The sequence below is a fragment of the Rhizobium sp. C1 genome, from assembly GCF_021026335.1.
Taxonomy (GTDB): Bacteria; Pseudomonadota; Alphaproteobacteria; order Rhizobiales; family Rhizobiaceae; genus Ensifer_A.
The window spans coordinates 47811-67604 of sequence record NZ_JAJNCY010000012.1 but is presented as its reverse complement, the minus strand read 5'-3'; the positions used below and the strand labels follow the sequence as shown (position 1 = coordinate 67604).

The window sequence follows — 19794 nt, the reverse complement described above, 5'->3', positions numbered from 1 at the left end:
CACGCGCATCACATAGGCAAGACATAATAAGGCAGACTCAAGAAACGGGCGTGGCAACATGAAAAAGATCGCGATTGTGACGGATGCCTGGAGACCGCAGATCAATGGCGTGGTCCGCTCCATCGAGAACACGGTCGAGGAACTGAGGCGCATGGGTATAGAGGTCACCCTGATCACGCCGCAGATGTTTTCCAGCATCCCCTGCCCGACCTATCCCGAGATCCGCCTGGCCCTCGCAACACCCGGACAGGTCGGCCAGATGCTGGCGCAGGAACAACGCAGCTTCGTCCATATCGCCACGGAAGGCCCGCTCGGCCTTTCGGCGCGCGGTTGGTGCATGCGCAACGGCAAGCCGTTTTCCACCAGCTATCACACCCGTTTTCCCGAATATGTCTCGGCCCGCTGGCCGATCCCGGAAAGCCTGCTTTACGGCTATGTCCGCCGTTTTCACAATGCCGGCAATGTCTGCATGGTCGCGACGGAGAGCCTTGAACAGGAGCTGTCCGCCAAGGGTTTCCAGAATCTGCGCCGCTGGTCCCGCGGTATCGACGCCCGCCTCTTCCGCCCGATGGCAAAGCTTGAGACGCCCTTCGGCCTGCCGCGACCGATCTTCATGACGGTCGGCCGGGTGGCCGTGGAGAAGAACCTGCCCGCCTTCCTCGATCTCGACCTGCCCGGCTCCAAGGTCGTCGTCGGCGACGGCCCGGCGCGCGAGGAATTGCAGGCGCGTTACCCGCACGTCCACTTCACCGGCTTCCGCACCGGCGAGGCGCTGGCCGAGGCCTATGGGCAAGCAGACGTCTTCGTCTTCCCGTCCAAGACCGACACGTTCGGAAACACCATTCTTGAAGCCATGGCCTCCGGCATCCCGGTGGCCGCCCACCCGGTGACGGGCCCCGGCGACATCCTGAAGAACCACGAGGATGCCGGCGCGCTCGACGACGATCTGAGGGCCGCCTGCCTCAGGGCGCTGCAATGCTCGCCGGCCGCAGCACGGGCGCTCGCCGAAAGCTATAGCTGGCGCGCGGCGACCGAACAGTTCTGGGCAAACGTGGAGCTGGCGAACAGCGCTCCCTTTTGCATGGCGGCGTAAATCGGGGTGAACGGGTTCATTCCCCGAGGAACGCTCTATCTCGTTGTTTTTACGAAATTCCGGACCCGAAACCGGTTTCCACTTTCGCTGGATACTCTAAGCGCAGGGTCAATACAGCTCGCCGTGAGGTGCAGTATTGAAACGGAGGCCTTGAAGCGTCCACCGACGAGCCTGCAAGCGTTCTGTCACAATCCCGGCCCGTCGAGGCTGCCCTGCGGGCGGCGCCTCAGGGGAAGGAAGAACCTCAGCGCTTCTTCTTGCGCCCCTCGAACGGATTGGTCGACGCGCGGTAATACACACGGATCGGCACACCCGGCATGTCGAAATCCTTGCGCAGGTTGTTGATCAGATAGCGCGTGTAGCTTTCCGGCACGGCTTCTGGCCGGGTGCAGGATATCATGAACCCCGGCGGACGGGCCTTCACCTGCGTCATGTATTTCAGCTTCAACCGGCGTCCGGACACCGCCGGCGGCGGATGCGCCACCGTCTGGGCATCGAGCCAGCGATTGAGCCGCGCCGTCGAGATACGGCGGTTCCAGACCTTGTCGGTGTCAACGACCGATTGCATAAGGCGGTCGAGCCCGTCGCCAGTCTGACCGGAAACGGTGACGGCGCGAATGCCGCGGGCCTGCGGCAGCAGCCGTTCGGTCTTCTCGCGCAGTTCGGCGAGCAGCGCCTGCCGATCCTCGATCATGTCCCATTTGTTGAAGGCGAGCACCGCGGCGCGGCCCTCGCGCAGCACGAAGTCGACGATATGCAGGTCCTGCTTCTCGAACGGGATCGTCGCATCGAAGACGATCACCACCGTCTCGGCAAATTTGATGGCGCGCAACGTGTCGGCAACGGAAAGCTTTTCCAGCTTTTCCTGCACCTTCGCCTTGCGGCGCATGCCGGCCGTGTCGAAGAGGCGCACGGTACGGCCGCGCCATTCCCAATCGACGGAGATGGAATCACGCGTGATGCCCGCTTCCGGCCCGGTCAGCAGGCGGTCCTCGCCGAGATAGCGGTTGATCAGCGTCGACTTGCCGGCATTCGGGCGACCGACAATGGCCACGCGCAGCGGCTTCGTGTCGTCATAGACCGGCTCTTCCTCGTCCTCTTCGCCCTCAAGGAGATCGGTCGGCTCGAGATCGATATCAGTCTCGGGTTCATCGATTTCCGGCGGGAAGGCAACCTCCTCGCCGATCGCCTCGACAATGGCGTCGCGCAGATCGTGCAGGCCTTGGCCATGTTCGGCCGAAATGGCAACAGGTTCGCCCAGCCCCAGCGTGAAGGCATCGTAGAAGCCGCCATCGGAGCCCCGCGCTTCCGCCTTGTTGGCGACCAGAACCACCGGCTTGCCGCGACGGCGCAGGATTTCGGCAAACACCTTGTCATGCGGCGTGAGGCCAAGTTTCGCATCAACCACGAAGAGCGTCATGTCCGCCTCGTCGATGGCCGCTTCCGTCTGCTGGCGCATCCGGCCCTGCAGCGTCTCGGGCCCGCTCTCTTCCAGACCGGCGGTGTCGATGATCGTGAAGCGCAGGTCATCCAGCCGCGCGTCGCCCGGACGGCGGTCGCGGGTCACGCCCGGCGTGTCGTCGACAAGCGCCAGCTTCTTGCCAACCAGCCGGTTGAAAAGCGTGCTCTTGCCCACATTGGGACGTCCGACGATGGCGACCTTGAAGCTCATGAATTGTTCCCGCGGCGACCCGCTCAGCCCTTCGTATTGGCGGTCAGAAGATCAAGCATGATCCGGGCGCGGTTGGCGACATTGACCGGTGTCTGTTGATCGTTCGCGATCAGCTGGAACCAATCCTTCGCTTGCTTGAAATCGCCGTTCTTGTAGGCCGAAAGACCGAGCGCCTCGCGCGCCGAATGGCGCATCGGGTTCTGCGCATCCGTCAGCACTTCGACTTCCTTCGAGACATCCGCATAGGGCGCGGTATCGATCAGCAGCCAGCCGGCGCGAAGACGGGCGACATCGCGCACGGCATCGGGAACCGTCTTGTCATTGGCAACCGCATCGAGTTCGACAACGGCTGCCTTGGGATCGGTCGCGGCCTTCAGCGAGGCGGCGCGCATGCGCGCCAGCACCGGATAGGAGCCATAGCCATCCTTTTCCAGTTGCGCGAAGGCGGCCAGAGCCTCGTCCGTCTTGTTGTCGGAAGCAAGCTTCATGGCGGTGAGGAACTTGTCGCCCGAGGCCGACGCCTGCTTGCCGGACCAGTAGACATAACCGCGGTAACCGGCCGTGCCGATGACGATGGCGACAGCAATGGCGACGACGATCAGGCCATATTGGGTCCAGACGGCGCGCATCTGGTCGGACCGCAGTTCCTCGTTGACCTCACGGATAAAGCTGTCGTTCTGGTTTGTCATTCTAATGCCCGGCTTTGAATTTCTGGCGCCTTCTACAGGATTTTCGCGCCCTTGTAAGAAAAAATTGCCGCCGCCTCACAGGCCTGCGGCCGCAAGCGGCGAAACCCCGATCAGCATCTGGTGCAGATAAAGCAGGATGACGGCATAAAGCGCCACACCGCCAAGAATAGCGGCCGCATCATATTGCGTCGAAACGAAATCACGCACGACCTTCTCGCCCGCCCGCGCCCGACGCTTGGCGGAGATGCGCACCAGCACGGCCCAGATCAGGAATCCCCCGAAGAGCAGAACCGAGTTCAGCTCGCCATTGGACAGAAGATGCGCAAAGGCCCAGACCTTCACGGAGGTCACCATCGGATGCTTGACCCAGACGGCAATCTTGCCCGCCGGCAGGATCGAGGCCATCAGCAGGATCATCGCGATCAGCATCAGCGTCAGCGTGATATGCGTCATGAACATCGGCGGCGTGTAGAGGATCGGCGTTTGCGCGCGTGATGCGCCGAAGGCGTAGATCAGAAGCACGAGGCTCGCGATGGAGAGCAGCGAGTAGGCCCCTCGCCATGCCTTGACACCCATGCGCGCGATCGTCCGCTCGCGCCAGGCAGGCGCGAAGACGCGCAGCGAATGGAGCACCAGAAACAGAACGATCGAAAAGACGAGCAACGCCATGGATGCCTCCCATTCTCTGCCACCGGCAAGGACGACACCGGCATTTTCCCCGACAGATACAGTCAAAGCGCCGCAAACGCCAGCGTCAAGCTGGTGTCGGCGAACGCTTTGAAGAGTGTTGGCTCACGACTCGACGCCGCCGGCTTCGATATATTCCTGATCGATCGAGGGCAGCGGTTCGTCGTTGATGGCCGCTTCGAAAGCGCGAAGACGCTTGTAGATCGAGAGCAGTTCAACGATCGTCGTCCACGAACTCACCAGATACTGGAACGAGCCGCGTACCTGGTCGAACACGTTGGTGATCTGCGTCATCAGACCCAGCGTCAGCTTGCCGGCGATGATCGAGGGAACCAGCACGATCAGGCTGAACAGATTGTCGGCCTGCAGATAGAAGATGCGGGCGACGTTGAAATACATGTAGTGGAAATACAGCCGGAAATAGTTGCGGCGAACGTCGTCATAGAGTTCGCGGATCGTCATCGGATCGGCACGGCTCGGATCGTCTTCACCGTAGACCAGTTCCTTGCGGTAGGAGGCCTCGACGCGCTGGTTGCGGAACTCGAGCCCGGGCAGCTTCACACCGACGAGCGCCAGGAAGAACGTCCCAAAGATCGACCAGAACAGGGCCGCCCAGACAAGCGCATGCGGTACATTGCCGACCAGCGGCAGCTCGGTAATGTCCTTGCCGAGCTGGAAGAGAACCGGCAGGAAGGCGATCAGCGTCATGACCGAGCTGACAAGCGATACGCCCAAACCCTCGACCGTCGTCGAAAACCGCATCGTGTCTTCCTGAACGCGCTGCGATGCGCCTTCGATTTTGCGAAGCGTCGGCCAGTGCTCCATGTAATATTCGTTCATCGCGGTACGCCAGCGGAAGATCCAGTGGCTGACGAAGAAGCGGCTGAGCACGCCGATGGTGATGGCCACGAATGCAATGCCGGCAAAGCCGAGCATACCCAGATAAAGCTGCGCCGCCGTCACCGAGCCGGGCTTCGACAGCGCGCTCTGGATCATGTCATAGAAGGGCCCGTACCAGGCATTGATCGCCACACTGACCTGGACGCCGAAATAGGTCGTGAAGATGATCAGCGAGCTGCCCCAAATCGACCAGCGCTGCCAGCGATGCGGGCTGTAAATCTGCCAGAAGAGGCCGAAGATGGCATTCACGATGGCATAATAGATGTAGAACCAGATGAACGGCGCGGACCAGAAGACAGAAACCCCGATAGGCGCCTGTTCGCCCGCCTTCAGCGGAGGCAGACCGACATAGGCGCCGAGTTCCTGCACTCCGCCGTACCAGGCAAAGATCGCCAGCAGCGACCAGACGGCCGCAGAGATGAAGAGCAGTTTTGGTTTCGGGAAGAAGGAGACAAACACGGCGGGAATTCTTTCTGTCTGAACCGAAAGTGCGGTTTATGCTTTTGTCGGAGACTATGGCATCCAAGTGGCAGCGGCAATGCTTGGACGGTTACATGAGCAATTTGTAACGATGGGATGAAATACCCGTCATTTCAAAACGGTTCAATCTGCAAGCGTCAGGATCAGCGGCCCGTTTTTCGTCACCACCAGCGTGTGCTCGAACTGCACGGTCAGCGCCTTGGGCGACGAAAACAGCGTCCAGTTATCCTTGTCGCCATCTTCGGCGAAGTTGGCGCCGAGCGACAGGAAGGGCTCGATGGTGAAGACCTGCCCCTCTTCCATGATCCGGGTTTCGTCGGGATCCGGCCATGTGGAAATCTCGGTCGGCTCTTCATGCAGCGAGCGGCCGACGCCGTGGCTTGCGAGGTTCTGGATCAGCGTATAGCGGTTCTTGCGCGCGAATGTGCCGATGGCATCACCAATCGCCGCAAGCCGTCCGCCGGTCTTGACCTGGCTAAGCCCAACCCAAAGCGCCCGCTTGCCATCGCGCACCAGACGCTGTGTCTTCGCATCCGCCTTGCCGACCGTGAAGGAGGAACCGGTGTCGCCGAAAAAGCCGTCCTTGACCGCGGACACATCGATATTGACGAGATCGCCAACCGCGATCACCCGTTCGCCCGGAATTCCATGCGCCACTTCCTCGTTGACGGAAATGCAGGTGGCGCCCGGAAACTGGTAGCAGACTTCCGGTGCCGACTGCGCGCCCTCGCCCTCAATGAACTTGCGGCCAATCGCATCAAGCTCGCGCGTCGTCATGCCGGGCTCCATGGCCTCCGCCATGATCTTCACGGCGCGCCCGCAGATGCGCCCGATGTCTTTCAGCTTTTCCAGTTCGTCTTCGGACGAGATAATCATCGCGGCCCGGCCTCTCGTAGATTTTGAAGAAGCCGGTTGAACCGATCAGGCGCTTTCCGTCAATGCTTTTCTGACCAGCGGCGCGACTTTCGTGCCGTAAAGCTCGATGGCGCGCATCAGCTGCTCGTGCGGGACGAGACCGATCGCCATCTGCAACAGGAAGCGGCTGTTCTTGAAGATGCGGTGATGCGCGATGATCTTCTCAGCCAGCACCTCGGGACTGCCAAGGAAGATCGCACCGTTCGGCCCGATCGCCTGGTTGAAATGCGCCCGCGTCATCTGCGAGAAGCCACGCTCGCGGCCAATGCGGTTCATTACCGCCGCCTGCGGCTCGTAAAACTGCTCGGTAGCAAGCTCGGTCGTCTCGGCAACAAAACCGTGGACGTTGATGGAAGTCGCAAGCGTCGCCGGATCACGGCCCACGCGCTTCGCCGTCTCGCGATAAAGCTGGAACAGCGGCGCAAAGCGATGCGGCTCACCGCCAATGATGGCGAGCGCCAGCGGCAGCCCATGATAGGCCGCACGCGCCACCGAGTTCGGCGTCCCGCCCACGGCGATCCAAAGCGGCAACGGGTTCTGCAACGGCCGAGGATAAACGGCCAGGCCCGGCAGCGGCGCACGCGTCTCTCCCGACCACGAGACTTTTTCATTGTCGCGCAGCTTCATCAGAAGATCGAGCTTTTCCTCGAAAAGCTTGTCGTAGCCGTCGAGATCATAGCCGAAGAGCGGGAAGCTCTCGATGAACGAGCCTCGCCCCGCCATGATCTCGGCGCGGCCCTTGGAGAGAAGATCGACGGTCGCATACTGCTGGAACACGCGCACCGGATCGTCGGAGCTAAGCACCGAAACCGCACTGGTGAGCCGGATACTCTTCGTCTTGACCGCAGCCGCCGCCAGCAACGTGGCTGGGCTGGACGCCATGTAATCCGGTCGATGATGCTCGCCGAGGCCGAAGACATCAAGCCCGACCTGATCGGCCAGCTCGATCTCCGCAATCAGCTCCTCCGCCCGCTTCGCTGCCGCAGCGCCCTTATCAGGCGCATTCGGATCCACATCCGCAAACGTATAAAGCCCCAGTTCCATCGCTCATCATCCTTCCATTGATCTCAAAGCGAGATAAGCGAGAAACGGGCACGGGCCAAGCGGAAAGGTGGTGACGCAGTGTTCAGGGGGAGATCAAATGGAAATGTCGAACGGATTGAGAAGCGGAACGGGCAGCCCCTCAAAATCCTTGATGTTGCGGGTCACCAGCGAGAACCCGGCATGCATAGCCGTCGCCGCGATCTGCATATCCCGGAACGGTCTTGTCCGATCAGCGCTGAGACGCGCACAAACCAGAGCCTCTTCAACATCGAACGGCAATATCCTTGGCCCGAATTCCCTCAGAACATGGTTTTGCAGCCATTGCCGGATGTTTTCAGCCCCAGTTGGATCTTTAGCTTCTAGACTCTGAATTCCAACTTCGATTTCAAAAATAGTAATCGAAGAGAGATAGAGTGACTTCGAAGAAACACTTTCCGCCCAAGCCTGAACTGACTTGCTGCCTCTTCGAAGAGTTAGACGCCGAAATTCAGACAGGACATTCGTATCCAGCAGATACATCAGTCGAACTCGGCGGGCTTGAAACCGACATCGTCCTGCTTCGGCGGTTCGAAATCGATATCCATGGCGTCGGGCATAGTCAGGAGGTCGATAATGCTGGGCTCATCTGCACCCCGCCGCCTGAAATCTTCGTATGACATCAGAACATAGCCGATCTCGCCCCGATCGGTGATAAAAACCGGCCCCTTACGCGTCAGCTTCTTCGCTTCGCTGGTCTTCTGGTTGAATTCGCGACTTGTCATGACGCTCATGGCCGCCTCCATATGTAGCAACGTTACTACATCCTGCGGTGAGCGTCAAAGCAAACCGAACACTTCTCCCTCACCCCAGCGTCCGCCGCACCGCGTCCTTCCAGCCGCGCACCTTCACGGCCCGCGTCTTCTCGTCCATCTCCGGCTCGAACCTCCGGTCCTTCGCCCAGGCCTCGGCGAAGCCCTTGCGATCCGGCCAGACGCCGGCGCGGGAGCCGGCGAGCCAGGCAGCACCCATGGCGGTCGTCTCAAGGATCGTCGGGCGATCGACGGGCGCATCGAGAATGTCGGCGAGGCGCTGCATGGTCCAATCGGAGGCCACCATGCCGCCATCGACGCGCAGGACCGTGTCGCCCTCGGCGCGCTTCCAGTCCTTGTGCATGGCCTCCAGCAGATCTCGCGTCTGGTAGCAGACTGCCTCCAGCGCGGCTCGGGCAAATTCGGCCGGTCCCGTATTGCGCGTCATGCCATAGATGGCCGCGCGCGCATCCGGATCCCAGTGCGGCGCACCGAGGCCGACAAAGGCCGGCACGAGATAGACGTCCTGCGCCGGATCGGCCTTGGCGGCCAGTTCTCCGGTTTCGGACGCCTTCTTGATTACGCCCAGCCCGTCGCGCAGCCATTGAACGGCAGCGCCCGCGATGAAGATCGAGCCTTCGAGCGCGTAAGTGGTCTCGCCGTCCAGCCGGTAGGCGATCGTCGTCAGCAGCCGGTTCTTCGAACGCACCATGTCGGCACCCGTATTCAGCAGCGCAAAGCAGCCCGTACCGTAGGTGGATTTCATCATGCCGGGCTCGAAGCAGGCCTGCCCGATCGTCGCCGCCTGCTGGTCGCCGGCAACGCCGAGGATCGGTACTTGCGCACCGAAGATGCCCTTGTCGGTAACGCCGAAATCGGCCGCACAATCCTTCACCTCCGGCAGCATGGCGGCGGGGATGCGCAGCGTCTCCAGCAGTTCCTTGTCCCAGTCATTATCTGCAATATTGTAGATCAGCGTCCGCGAGGCGTTCGTCGCATCGGTCACGAAACTCTTGCCGCCCGTCAGCCGCCAGATCAAAAACGTGTCGATCGTGCCGAAGCAGAGCTCACCCTTGGCCGCCCGCGCCCGTGCGCCCTTCACGTTGGAGAGCAGCCAGGAAAGTTTGGTCCCGGAGAAATAGGGGTCGAGCAGCAGACCCGTCTTGCGGGTGAAGACCTTCTCCAGCCCCTCGCGCTTCAGCTTGGCACAATAGGAGGCCGTGCGCCGGTCCTGCCAGACAATCGCATTGTGGATCGGTTTGCCGCTCTCGCGTTCCCACACGACAACCGTTTCGCGCTGGTTGGTGATGCCGATGGCAGAAATGGCTTTCGCCTCGAGATCAGCCTCCTTAAGAGCCTTGCGGATCGACCACAAAACGCTCTCCCAGATCGCCTCCGGATCGTGTTCAACCCAGCCGGACGCCGGATAGATCTGCGGAAATTCTTTCTGGCCGGATCCGACAATCCGCATCTTCTTGTCAAAGACGATGGCGCGGCTCGAGGTTGTGCCCTGATCGATCGCCAGAATATACCCTGCCATGAAAGCCTCCTCCTCCGAATGATTTTCTGTTTCGGCCCTGAATGAAAACGAAACGAAGATAAAAAGCAAGGAAAACGCAAGCGCCTTTGTGAACATGCAAAAAGCAATTGCCACGCAAGCCGGAGTTGGATTAGCCTTCCTTTCTATTGCGCTGCAAAACGCGCTGCGGAAGCACCTAGCACGAACCGCCAAGGCCCCGCCAAGAAGGTATTAAACCGGAGTGGTGAACGCCAAATGCAACAGATTCGCTTCGTTCTGAACGACGAAACCGTTGTCATCGACAGCATATCCCCGACAACCACACTACTCGATTGGCTTCGGGAAACGAAACGCCTGACAGGCACGAAGGAAGGCTGCGGCGAAGGCGACTGCGGCGCATGCACGGTCCTGGTCGGCAAGGTCATCGATGGCAATCTCATCTATAGAAGCGTCAATGCCTGCATCCGTTTTGTGCCGTCGCTGTCGGCAACGCATGTCGTGACCATCGAGCATCTGGCCGGCCCCAATGGAGTGCTGACCCCGATCCAGCAGGCACTGGCCGATCTGCATGGTTCGCAATGCGGCTTCTGCACGCCGGGCATCGTCATGTCGCTTTACGCGCTTCTGATGGAAAACCCTGCGCCCTCAAGGGCCGAAATCGAAATCGCGCTGCAGGGCAATCTCTGTCGTTGCACCGGCTACGAATCGATCTTCCGCGCCGTCGAGGCCACGGCTGCCGATATGGCCAGCGCCACGCCCGACCGTCTGACGCTGACCCGCGAGCGCATCATCACGACGCTGAATGACCTGAAGCCGAAGCGCACGATCCGCATCTTCCACGGACAGCAGCGTTCGATCATCCCATTCAATACTTCCGATCTCGCCGATGCCTATGCCACGGAGCCGAATGCCGTTATCGTGGCAGGCGCGACCGATGTCGGCCTCTGGGTGACGAAACAGATGCGCCAGCTCTCGCCGGTCATCTTCATCAATCACCTGACCGAGCTGCAGACGATCGAAGAGACGGACGACAAGGTCCGCCTCGGCGCGGTCGTGACCTACACCCAGGCGCAGAACGTGCTGGCGAAGTCCTTCCCGGCGCTCGGCAAGCTCCTGATCCGCATTGGCGGCCAGCAGGTACGCAACATGGGCACGATCGGCGGCAATGTCGCCAACGGCTCGCCCATTGGCGACACGCCCCCAGCGCTGATCGCGCTCGACGCGACGGTCACTCTGCGCTCGCGCAACGGCGCACGCAGTCTGCCGCTTGAGGACTATTTCATCGAATATGGCAAGCAAGCGCGCGAGTCCGGCGAGTTTGTCGAGGCGCTGGAAATACCCACGCTGGCCGAAGACGAATTCTACGCGATCTACAAGATCTCCAAGCGCCGTGATGAGGACATCTCTGCCCTTTGCGGCGCCTTCAAGCTGAAGCTGGATGCGAGCGGCAATGTCGCCTCCATCCGCATCGCCTTTGGCGGCATGGCCGGCACCCCGAAGCGCGCGACCAACACGGAAGCGTTCCTCACCGGCAAGCCATGGAACGAGGCGACCGTGAACGCCGCTCGTGCCGAGCTCGCCAAGGACTATCAGCCGCTCTCCGACTGGCGCGCCAGCGCCGACTATCGCATGCTCGCCGCGCAGAACCTGCTCACCCGCCTCCTGCTGGAGACATCGGGCGAGAAGGCCTCGCTCGAACGCTATGCCATGCTGGAGGCAGGCGAATGAACAAGATGGACACGACCTTCCCGACCGTGATCAACGGCCCGCTGCATACCGATCGTCGGCACGATTCCGCCCATAAGCATGTGGCCGGTTCCGCCGACTATATCGACGACATGCCGGAGCCCGCCGGCATGCTGCATGCAGCCCTCGGCATGACCGACCGGGCGCACGCGATCATCACCAGCATGGACCTTTCCGGTGTCGAGACCTATCCCGGCGTCGTCGCCGTGCTGACGGCGAAGGATTTCCCGGTCAATGATATCAGTTCCGCGCATAAGCATGACGAGCCGGTTCTGGCCGAAAAGCTGGTCGAGTTCCACGGCCAGCCGACCTTTGTCGTCATTGCGGAAACCCGCGCCGCTGCCCGTCAGGCCGCCCGCCGCGCCCGCATAGACTATGAAGACCTGCCCGCCATCCTCTCGGTCGCCGACGCGAAGGCCGCCGGCGGCAAGCTCGTCACCGAACCGCTGACGCTGAAGCGCGGCGATGCCGATACGGCCCTCGCCAAGGCCCCAAAGCGCCTTCAGGGGCAGATGGAAGTGGGCGGCCAGGAGCATTTCTATCTCGAAGGCCATATCTCCATCGCCATTCCCGGCGAGGACGACGAAATGACCATCTGGGCCTCGACCCAGCATCCGTCCGAAATCCAGCACATGGTCGCAAATGTGCTGGAAGTGCCCTCCAATGCCGTCACCGTCTTCGTGCGCCGCATGGGCGGCGGCTTCGGCGGCAAGGAAACGCAGGGCAACCAGTTCGCAGCCATCGCGGCCATCGCTGCCCGCAAGCTGAAGCGCGCCATCAAGATCCGCCTCGACCGCGACGAAGACATGGCCGCGACCGGCAAGCGCCACGACTTCGTTATCGACTATGATATCGGTTTCGACGAAGAGGGCCGCATCCATGGCGTGAAGGCCGAATTCGCCGCCCGCTGCGGCTTCTCCGCCGACCTGTCCGGGCCGGTCACGGACCGCGCGCTCTTCCATGTCGACAACGCGTACTTCTATCCGCATGTGGAGGTGAAGTCGCTGCCGCTGAAGACCAACACGGTCTCCAACACCGCCTTTCGTGGCTTCGGCGGCCCACAGGGCTGCGTGGGTGCCGAACGTTTCATGGAAGAAATCGCCTATGCGCTGGGCAAGGATCCGCTCGATGTCCGCATCGCCAATTTCTATGGCGAGCCGGGTTCCGACCACGTGCTGACGCCCTACCACCAGACGGTGGAAGACAATATCATGCCGCGCCTCGTCGCCGAGCTGTCCGAGAAGACCGACTACCGCAAGCGCCGCGAAGAGATCATCGCCTTCAACAAACAGAGCCGCGTCATCCGCAAGGGCATTGCGCTGACCCCGGTGAAGTTCGGCATCTCCTTCACCATGACCGCCTTCAACCAGGCCGGCGCGCTCGTCCATGTCTATCAGGATGGCTCGATCCACCTGAACCATGGCGGCACGGAAATGGGCCAAGGCCTTTACACAAAGGTCGCGCAGGTCATTGCCGATTGCTTCCAGGTCGATCTCGACCGCGTGAAGATCACCGCGACGACGACGGGCAAGGTACCGAACACATCCGCCACCGCCGCCTCCTCCGGCACCGACCTCAACGGCATGGCGGCCTATGACGCGGCCCGCCAGATCAAGGAACGCCTTGTCGGCTTCGCCGCTGAGAAATGGAAGGTCTCGGAAGCCGATGTCGAATTCCTGCCGAACCGCGTCCGCGTCGGTACCGACATCATCCCCTTCCCCGAATTCATTTCACAGGCCTATTTCGCGCGCATCCAGCTCTCCGCTGCCGGTTTCTACAAGACGCCGGAAATCCACTGGAACCGCGCAACCGGCCAGGGCCGCCCGTTCTATTACTTCTCCTATGGTGCGTCCGTCTCCGAAGTCTCTGTCGATACGCTCACGGGCGAATATATCGTCAACCGCGCCGATGTGCTGCACGATGTCGGCCATTCGCTGAACCCGGCCATCGACAAGGGCCAGGTCGAGGGCGGCTTCATTCAGGGCATGGGCTGGTTGACGACGGAAGAGCTGTGGTGGGATGGCAAGGGGCGGCTGCGCACGCATGCACCCTCGACCTACAAGATCCCGCTCGCATCCGACAAGCCGGAGATCTTCAATGTCGAGCTGGCCGAATGGTCGGTCAACAAGCTGCCCACCATTGGCCGATCCAAGGCCGTTGGCGAACCGCCGCTCGTCCTGCCGATCTCGGTGGTCGAGGCCATTTCGATGGCCGTCGCAAGCGTGGCGGACTATCGGCAATGCCCGCGCATCGACACGCCGACGACGCCGGAGCGCGTACTGATGGCGATTGAACGGCTGAAGACGGCATAAAGCCAAAACTTGTCCTTTGATGAACGAAATGCGATAATTCGTTTGAAGGAAAAGCCGATGACAGAAGGCGAAGAAGCAAGATTGCTGGCGATCATGAACGCCATGTTCGAGGGGCAAAAACGCACCTTGGGCATGGTGGAAGCGGCTATTGAGAAATTCGACTCAGTGGGAACTGAGATCACCAAACTGAACCGGCGCATGAACGCACTTCAGGAACTCGCAGTGCGCAACCATGCGGAGACGAGCGGCAGACTTGATGCAATTTCGTTCCGGCTGGAGGAGACCGAACGTGTCCTTGATGAGCATGGCCGCGTTATAAAGAAGATGCAGATCGAAGTTGTAAGCCAGTACAACGAGGTGCTGACAGCCCTCCGCGATGCCTCTTATGCGTCCCGCATTGCTGATGGTATGGATGCCCGACTTGCAGAGGTCGAAAGGCGCATCGCCCATCTATGACCCACGATCCCGCCCGCTTTCTGGATAAAGAGGGGGCAAAGGTCCTTGTCGAGGTTGCCTCGGTCAGGGGCTCGGCCCCGCGCGAGCAAGGTGCCTTCATGCTGGTCTCGATGGACGCCATCGCCGGCACGATCGGCGGCGGCCAGTTGGAATATATGGCGATAGACCATGCCCGCCGCATGCTTGCCGGCAAGGCGGCTGACACGGCTATTTCCGTCCCGCTCGGCCCGGAAATCGGCCAGTGCTGCGGCGGTCGGGTCGAGATCGGCTTTCGCCTCGTCGATGCGGAGCTGAAGGCGGAACTCGCCGCCCGGCTAGCCCGCGAAGCCCAGCAACAGCCTTCGGTCTACGTCTTCGGCGCGGGCCATGTCGGCCATGCCATTGCGGCGGCGCTATCGCTTCTGCCCCTCAACGTCACGATGGTGGAATCGCGCGAACACGAACTTGCCGGCCTACCGGACAATGTCACGGCGAAGCTCGCCGCCATGCCCGAAAGTGTGGTCCCAACGATCCCAGCCGGCAGCGCCGTGCTGATCCTGACGCACGACCACGCGCTCGACTTCCTGATCGCGGCGGAAGCCTTGAAACGCAGCGACCTCGCCTATGTCGGCATGATCGGCTCGGCCACCAAGCGCGCCACCTTCGCAAACTGGCTGAAACGCGAAGCGCCTCAGGCCGATCTCGCCGGCCTGACGCTGCCCGTCGGCGGCCCACTCAAAGACAAGCGACCCGCCGTCATCGCAGCCCTCACGGCTGCGGAAATCATGACGGCGCTCACCCATCATGCATTGCAACATGACGCTATTGGGCGTCATATATCGCCCAAAATATAAGTTGGGGAACAAGAGGATCTGAATGTACGAATACGCCATTGCCTGGGAATGGCTCGCCTTTGCGGTGAGATGGCTTCACGTCGTGACGGCCATCGCCTGGATCGGCTCATCCTTCTATTTCATCGCCCTCGATCTGGGCTTGCGCAAAGCGCCCGACCTGCCGCCCGGAGCCTATGGCGAGGAATGGCAGGTCCATGGCGGCGGCTTCTATCATATCCGCAAGTACCTGGTCGCCCCGGCAAGCATGCCGGAGCATCTGACGTGGTTCAAATGGGAAAGCTACGCCACCTGGCTCTCAGGCTTTGCCATGCTGGCAGTGGTCTATTATGGCGGCGCCGACCTCTTCCTCATCGACCGCCACGTGCTCGACGTGCCGCAATGGCAGGCGATCCTCATTTCGCTCGCCTCGCTCTCGGTCGGCTGGATCATCTATGACACGCTGTGCAAATCGCCCATCGGCAAGAACACCTGGGGCCTGATGGCGCTGCTCTATGTCGCGCTGGTCGCCATGGCCTGGGGCTACACGCAGGTCTTCACCGGCCGCGCCGCCTTCCTGCATCTCGGCGCCTTCACCGCCACGATCATGTCGGCCAACGTCTTCTTCATCATCATCCCGAACCAGAAGATCGTCGTCGCCGATCTCATTGCGGGCCGCACACCCGACCCGAAATACGGCGCGATCGCAAAGCAGCGCTCGTTGCACAACAACTACCTGACGCTGCCCGTCATCTTCTTTATGCTGTCCAACCACTATCCGTTGGCCTTCGGCACGAAATACAACTGGATCATCGCAGCCCTCGTCTTCCTCATGGGCGTCACGATCCGCCACTGGTTCAACACGACCCACGCCCGCAAGGGCAAGCCGACCTGGACCTGGGCCGTCACCGCTATCATTTTCATCATCATCATGTGGCTTTCCACCGTGCCGAAAATTCTCGGCGGCGGCGAGAACGACACGTCCTCGATCGCCCCCGCCTTCCAGCGCTTCGCCGGCGACCCGCATTTCAATGCGGCCAAGGACGTCATCGGCACGCGCTGCATGATGTGCCACACGGCAGAGCCTGTCTATGAAGGCATTGCCCGCCCACCCAAGGGCGTCGCCTTTGACAGCGACGCGGCCATTGCCGCCCATGCCCGCGAAATCTATCTCCAGGCAGGCCGCTCGCATGCCATGCCACCCGGAAATGTCACCGATATCACGCTGGATGAGCGCAAGGTTCTGACCGCCTGGTACGAAAGCGCCACTGCCAAGGCTTCTACTCAATGACTGCATTTCTTCTTCGCGGACGCGTCCTCTCCTTCGACCGCAAGCCTGAAACCCTTACCGATACCGCCGCCTATCTCTACGAAGAAGACGGCGGCATCCTCATCGAAGACGGCCTCGTCTCGGCCGTCGGCGGCTTTGCGGACGTGAAGGCCAAGGCCCCGGCAGATACCGAGACGCGCGACCACCGCCCAAATCTCATCCTGCCCGGCCTGATCGACACGCACCTGCATTTCCCGCAGATGCAGGTCATTGGCTCCTATGCCGCGAACCTGCTGGAATGGCTGAACACCTATACGTTCATCGAGGAGCAGCGCTTCGCCTCCGCCGATCACGCCGCCCGCATCGCTGTCCATTTCTTCGACGAAATGGTCCGTCACGGCACGACGACGGCGGTTGCCTATTGCTCGGTGCATAAGACCTCCGCCGACGCCTTCTTCGCCGAAAGCCTGAAGCGCAACATGCGCATGGTCGCCGGCAAGGTCATGATGGACCGCGATGCGCCCGAAGCGCTGCGCGACACTGCGCAAGCCGGCTATGAAGACACGAAGCAGGTGATCGCCGACTGGCACGGCAAGGGCCGCAACCATGTCGCCATCACGCCCCGCTTCGCCATCACCTCGACGCCCGAACAGATGGTAGCTGCCGGCGCGCTGGTGAAGGAATTCCCCAACCTGCATGTGCAGACGCATCTGTCGGAAAACCTCGACGAGATCCGCTTCACCTGCGAACTCTATCCGCAGGCGAAGGATTACACCGACGTTTACGCGCATTACGGCCTGCTCGGCCCCAACACGCTGTTCGGCCACGCGATCCACCTGTCGGAACGCGAGATGGACGCCTTGAGCGAGGCTGGCGGCATCGCCGTGCATTGCCCGACCTCGAACCTCTTCCTCGGCTCCGGCCTCTTTCCGCTGCGCAAGATGACCAACCGGGCCAAGCCCGTGCGCACCGCGGTCGCCACCGATATCGGCGGCGGCTCGTCCTATTCCATGCTGCGCACGATGGACGAGGCCTACAAGATCCAGCAATTGCAGGCCGAGCGCCTGAACCCGCTGGAAAGCTTCTGGTGGATGACACGCGGCAACGCCGAAGCCCTGTCGTTGCAGAACCATATCGGCGGGATCGCTCCCGGCATGGACGCCGACCTTGTCGTCATGGACATGCGCGCGACGCCCGCCATGGCGCTGAAGGCCGAAGTGGTCTCGACACTGGCCGAAGAGCTCTTCCTGCTCCAGACAATGGGCGACGACCGCGCCATTGCCGAGACCTATGTCGCTGGAAAGCCAGCGAAATCGGCACTGGCTGGATAATCGTCAATTCGGGGCCTTGAAACCCCGAAAACGATTAACCATTTGTTAAGCATCTGAGCGCACACTGGTCTCAATCCGGTGTTTTGACGCCGAATGATAGAGGGCCGCGTGAGCACGGATGTACTGCCACGCGGCTTTTGCTATTCAGAGATATCGGATTATTCCAGCCAGCCCCTCGCCAGCGCCGACGCCCACTGCGGTCGACCATAGCTTGCCGCAAGCGCCGCCATGGCCATGTGATCGTAAGAGACATTACGGAAGGTGACGCCGTAGCCCGCGGCGCCCTTTTCCACGATGGCATAGCTTGCCAGTGGATGCCCCGCCTCGATCTTGTGCGGATAGGGCGCGACATCGTCATAGCCAGGGCAACCGACACTGCCCGGATTGACCATCAGCCGCCCATCCGAAAGCCGCAGCATCGCCGGCAGGTGGCTATGCGCAAAGAGGACAACAGGCTGTTCGATCCCCTCAGCCAGCGCCTCGATTTCCGCGAGAGACTTGCGTCGAACCGATCCGTCCTCCAGCACCTCTTCCAGCCAGTATCGATTATCGTCCTGCGGCGTCGCATGGCACATGTAGAATTCGCCGCGATGCACATGGGTAACCGGCAGCCCCCTGATCCAGTCGAAATGCCCGGGCAGCATCTCGCCATGCGCAATCCTGTCGGATGGCCACATCGCCTCGGACGACTGCTCGATCAGATAGCGATCATGATTGCCGCGCACCGTGGGGATATCCATCGCCGTCAACCGTGCAGCAACCTTGCCCGGCTCCAGCGGCCCGCTGAAGCAATCGCCGAGGTTGACGATGTCATCGATCCCCTGGCCCGCGATGTCATCCAGCACGGCCTGAAGTGCAAGATCGTTCCCGTGAATGTCGGCAATCACGGCAAGGCGCATGGTTTAGCTCCCGCGATAGGTGGAATAGCTCCAGGGCGAAATCAGCAGCGGCACATGGTAATGCGCGCTCGTGTCGGCAATGCCGAAGCGGATCGGCACGAGATCGAGAAACGGCGGGTCAGCCAGCACCTGTCCGGTCTTCTTCAGGTATGCGCCGGCATGGAACAGAAGCTCGTATTGCCCCTTCTGGAAGTTATCGCCAATCAACATCGGCCCGCCGTCAACGCGGCCGTCGGAATTGGTCACCACCGACATGATGCGAACCGGGCCATGCGCCTCGATCTTGAAGAGATCGATCGTCAACCCCTCGGCCGGCTTGCCGAGCGCGGTGTCAAGAACGTGCGTGGTGAGACCGGTCATGCGTTGGGCTCCTCGATGATGAAGGGTTCGGAATAGAAATATTCCTCGAGATTATTGCCGGGCCCGGTCCGGTCTACAACGAGAAAATCGCTGATTTCCTTGAGCGACATCAGCGGATGATGCCAGACATTGGCGCGATAGTTCACGCCCTGATGCGCGCCGGCCAGAAACACCTGCGGCACGCCTGGCTTGCCGCCCTCGTCCTCGGCCACCACGACGAGGAAGAGCCGACCGGACAACGGCGAGAACGACTGGCTGCCGAACGGATGCCGCTCCATCATGTTGACGGAATAGGGAAAGGCGCGCGGCTGGCCGCGGAAGATGTTGAGGATGACACTCGCGCCCTCGCCCAACGCCTCGGCATAGGCCAGCGCATGAAACCGCTCCGTCGTGCCGCCATTGATGAGCCGCATCGTGGAAGGGTCAGCCTCGATGACATCGCCGAAGGGCGCGAAGGCGGATCTGGTGAGGGGATGGATGGGGAGAATGCGTGTCAGGGGAAGCTCCGGGTCTTAATCTTCAAGAAGGATGCCATCGAGTTGCCCAACAAAGGATCGGCAAGGATGCCACGACTGTTCGGTACACAAGTTCGAGATTGATGTCAGAATACCCATGAACGATGCGGTTGCGCAGACCTCGCATTTCATGCCACGGCAACGCCGGATGACTGTCAACAAAGTTGCGGTGGCGTTCAGCAATACGCGCCGAGGCTTCTCCGATGGTCGTCAGGCACATGATGACAGCGCGCTGTGTCTTCCGATCCTCTTCAAAAGCTTCAAACGTCATGTCTCCGATGAACGATACCGCATCGCTCGCCGCCAATC

20 protein-coding genes are annotated in these 19794 nt (G+C 61.2%); 7 read left to right on the top strand and 13 right to left on the bottom strand.

What is annotated here, in order from left to right:
• Positions 1 to 58: 58 nt before the first annotated feature.
• Entirely contained in the window at positions 59 to 1093 is a 1035-nt protein-coding gene (locus tag LQK83_RS20065) for a glycosyltransferase family 4 protein (protein ID WP_230839262.1), read from the top strand.
• 244 nt (positions 1094 to 1337) lie between these two features.
• Here the strand turns inward: LQK83_RS20065 and der are convergent, their stop codons facing one another.
• From der to glpK, 9 genes are all read right to left on the bottom strand, one after another.
• Positions 1338 to 2765 carry a ribosome biogenesis GTPase Der gene (der, locus tag LQK83_RS20060; protein WP_230839261.1) on the bottom strand — a complete coding sequence of 476 codons (1428 nt, stop codon included), beginning with the start codon at positions 2763 to 2765 and terminating at the stop codon, positions 1338 to 1340.
• A 23-nt stretch (positions 2766 to 2788) separates the two neighbouring features.
• The gene (locus tag LQK83_RS20055) at positions 2789 to 3454 is read right to left on the bottom strand and encodes a tetratricopeptide repeat protein (protein WP_230839260.1); all 666 of its coding nucleotides are present in this window, start codon (positions 3452 to 3454) and stop codon (positions 2789 to 2791) included.
• A gap of 75 nt (positions 3455 to 3529) precedes the next feature.
• Positions 3530 to 4123, bottom strand: a complete 594-nt coding sequence (locus LQK83_RS20050) for an NnrU family protein (protein WP_230839259.1) — start codon at positions 4121 to 4123, stop codon at positions 3530 to 3532.
• A 123-nt stretch (positions 4124 to 4246) separates the two neighbouring features.
• Positions 4247 to 5500, bottom strand: a complete 1254-nt coding sequence (gene sbmA, locus LQK83_RS20045; protein ID WP_230839258.1) for a peptide antibiotic transporter SbmA — start codon at positions 5498 to 5500, stop codon at positions 4247 to 4249.
• Positions 5501 to 5644: 144 nt separating this feature from the next.
• Positions 5645 to 6397: a type I methionyl aminopeptidase gene (map, locus tag LQK83_RS20040; protein WP_230839257.1), complete on the bottom strand. Its 753-nt coding sequence runs from the start codon at positions 6395 to 6397 to the stop codon at positions 5645 to 5647.
• 45 nt (positions 6398 to 6442) lie between these two features.
• Positions 6443 to 7480: an LLM class flavin-dependent oxidoreductase gene (locus LQK83_RS20035; protein WP_230839256.1), complete on the bottom strand. Its 1038-nt coding sequence runs from the start codon at positions 7478 to 7480 to the stop codon at positions 6443 to 6445.
• A 93-nt stretch (positions 7481 to 7573) separates the two neighbouring features.
• Positions 7574 to 7999 carry a type II toxin-antitoxin system VapC family toxin gene (locus tag LQK83_RS20030; protein WP_230839255.1) on the bottom strand — a complete coding sequence of 142 codons (426 nt, stop codon included), beginning with the start codon at positions 7997 to 7999 and terminating at the stop codon, positions 7574 to 7576.
• Positions 7999 to 8250: a type II toxin-antitoxin system Phd/YefM family antitoxin gene (locus LQK83_RS20025; RefSeq protein WP_230839254.1), complete on the bottom strand. Its 252-nt coding sequence runs from the start codon at positions 8248 to 8250 to the stop codon at positions 7999 to 8001. The genes LQK83_RS20030 and LQK83_RS20025 overlap by 1 nt, the downstream gene beginning before the upstream one ends.
• A 70-nt stretch (positions 8251 to 8320) precedes the next feature.
• Positions 8321 to 9808: a glycerol kinase GlpK gene (glpK, locus tag LQK83_RS20020; protein WP_230839253.1), complete on the bottom strand. Its 1488-nt coding sequence runs from the start codon at positions 9806 to 9808 to the stop codon at positions 8321 to 8323.
• Positions 9809 to 10042: 234 nt separating this feature from the next.
• Here glpK and xdhA point away from each other — a divergent pair, with 234 nt between their 5' ends.
• The 6 genes from xdhA to guaD are packed head-to-tail and all read left to right on the top strand — an operon-like array spanning position 10043 to position 17711.
• Positions 10043 to 11515: a xanthine dehydrogenase small subunit gene (xdhA, locus tag LQK83_RS20015; RefSeq protein WP_230839252.1), complete on the top strand. Its 1473-nt coding sequence runs from the start codon at positions 10043 to 10045 to the stop codon at positions 11513 to 11515.
• A complete protein-coding gene (gene xdhB, locus LQK83_RS20010) occupies positions 11512 to 13845 on the top strand; it encodes a xanthine dehydrogenase molybdopterin binding subunit (RefSeq protein ID WP_230839251.1) in 2334 nt (777 codons plus the stop codon). The genes xdhA and xdhB overlap by 4 nt, the downstream gene beginning before the upstream one ends.
• A gap of 57 nt (positions 13846 to 13902) precedes the next feature.
• Positions 13903 to 14301, top strand: coding sequence for a hypothetical protein (locus LQK83_RS20005; RefSeq protein ID WP_230839250.1), 399 nt, complete (start codon positions 13903 to 13905; stop codon positions 14299 to 14301).
• Positions 14298 to 15134, top strand: coding sequence for a xanthine dehydrogenase accessory protein XdhC (xdhC, locus tag LQK83_RS20000; RefSeq protein WP_230839249.1), 837 nt, complete (start codon positions 14298 to 14300; stop codon positions 15132 to 15134). The genes LQK83_RS20005 and xdhC overlap by 4 nt, the downstream gene beginning before the upstream one ends.
• 22 nt (positions 15135 to 15156) lie before the next feature.
• Positions 15157 to 16401, top strand: a complete 1245-nt coding sequence (puuD, locus tag LQK83_RS19995; RefSeq protein ID WP_230839248.1) for a urate hydroxylase PuuD — start codon at positions 15157 to 15159, stop codon at positions 16399 to 16401.
• On the top strand, positions 16398 to 17711 hold the full coding sequence (guaD, locus tag LQK83_RS19990; protein ID WP_230839247.1) for a guanine deaminase: 1314 nt from the start codon (positions 16398 to 16400) through the stop codon (positions 17709 to 17711). Before puuD ends, guaD begins: the two co-directional genes overlap by 4 nt.
• Before the next feature lie 158 nt (positions 17712 to 17869).
• Here the strand turns inward: guaD and LQK83_RS19985 are convergent, their stop codons facing one another.
• Genes LQK83_RS19985 through LQK83_RS19970 form a run of 4 tightly spaced genes read right to left on the bottom strand, consistent with a single transcriptional unit; the run spans position 17870 to position 19792 of the window.
• Positions 17870 to 18610: a metallophosphoesterase family protein gene (locus tag LQK83_RS19985; protein ID WP_230839246.1), complete on the bottom strand. Its 741-nt coding sequence runs from the start codon at positions 18608 to 18610 to the stop codon at positions 17870 to 17872.
• A gap of 3 nt (positions 18611 to 18613) precedes the next feature.
• A complete protein-coding gene (gene uraH, locus LQK83_RS19980) occupies positions 18614 to 18970 on the bottom strand; it encodes a hydroxyisourate hydrolase (RefSeq protein WP_230839245.1) in 357 nt (118 codons plus the stop codon).
• Positions 18967 to 19467: an ureidoglycolate lyase gene (locus LQK83_RS19975; protein ID WP_230839307.1), complete on the bottom strand. Its 501-nt coding sequence runs from the start codon at positions 19465 to 19467 to the stop codon at positions 18967 to 18969. Before LQK83_RS19975 ends, uraH begins: the two co-directional genes overlap by 4 nt.
• Before the next feature lie 22 nt (positions 19468 to 19489).
• Positions 19490 to 19792, bottom strand: coding sequence for a HepT-like ribonuclease domain-containing protein (locus tag LQK83_RS19970; protein ID WP_230839244.1), 303 nt, complete (start codon positions 19790 to 19792; stop codon positions 19490 to 19492).
• Between the last annotated feature and the right edge of the window lie 2 nt (positions 19793 to 19794).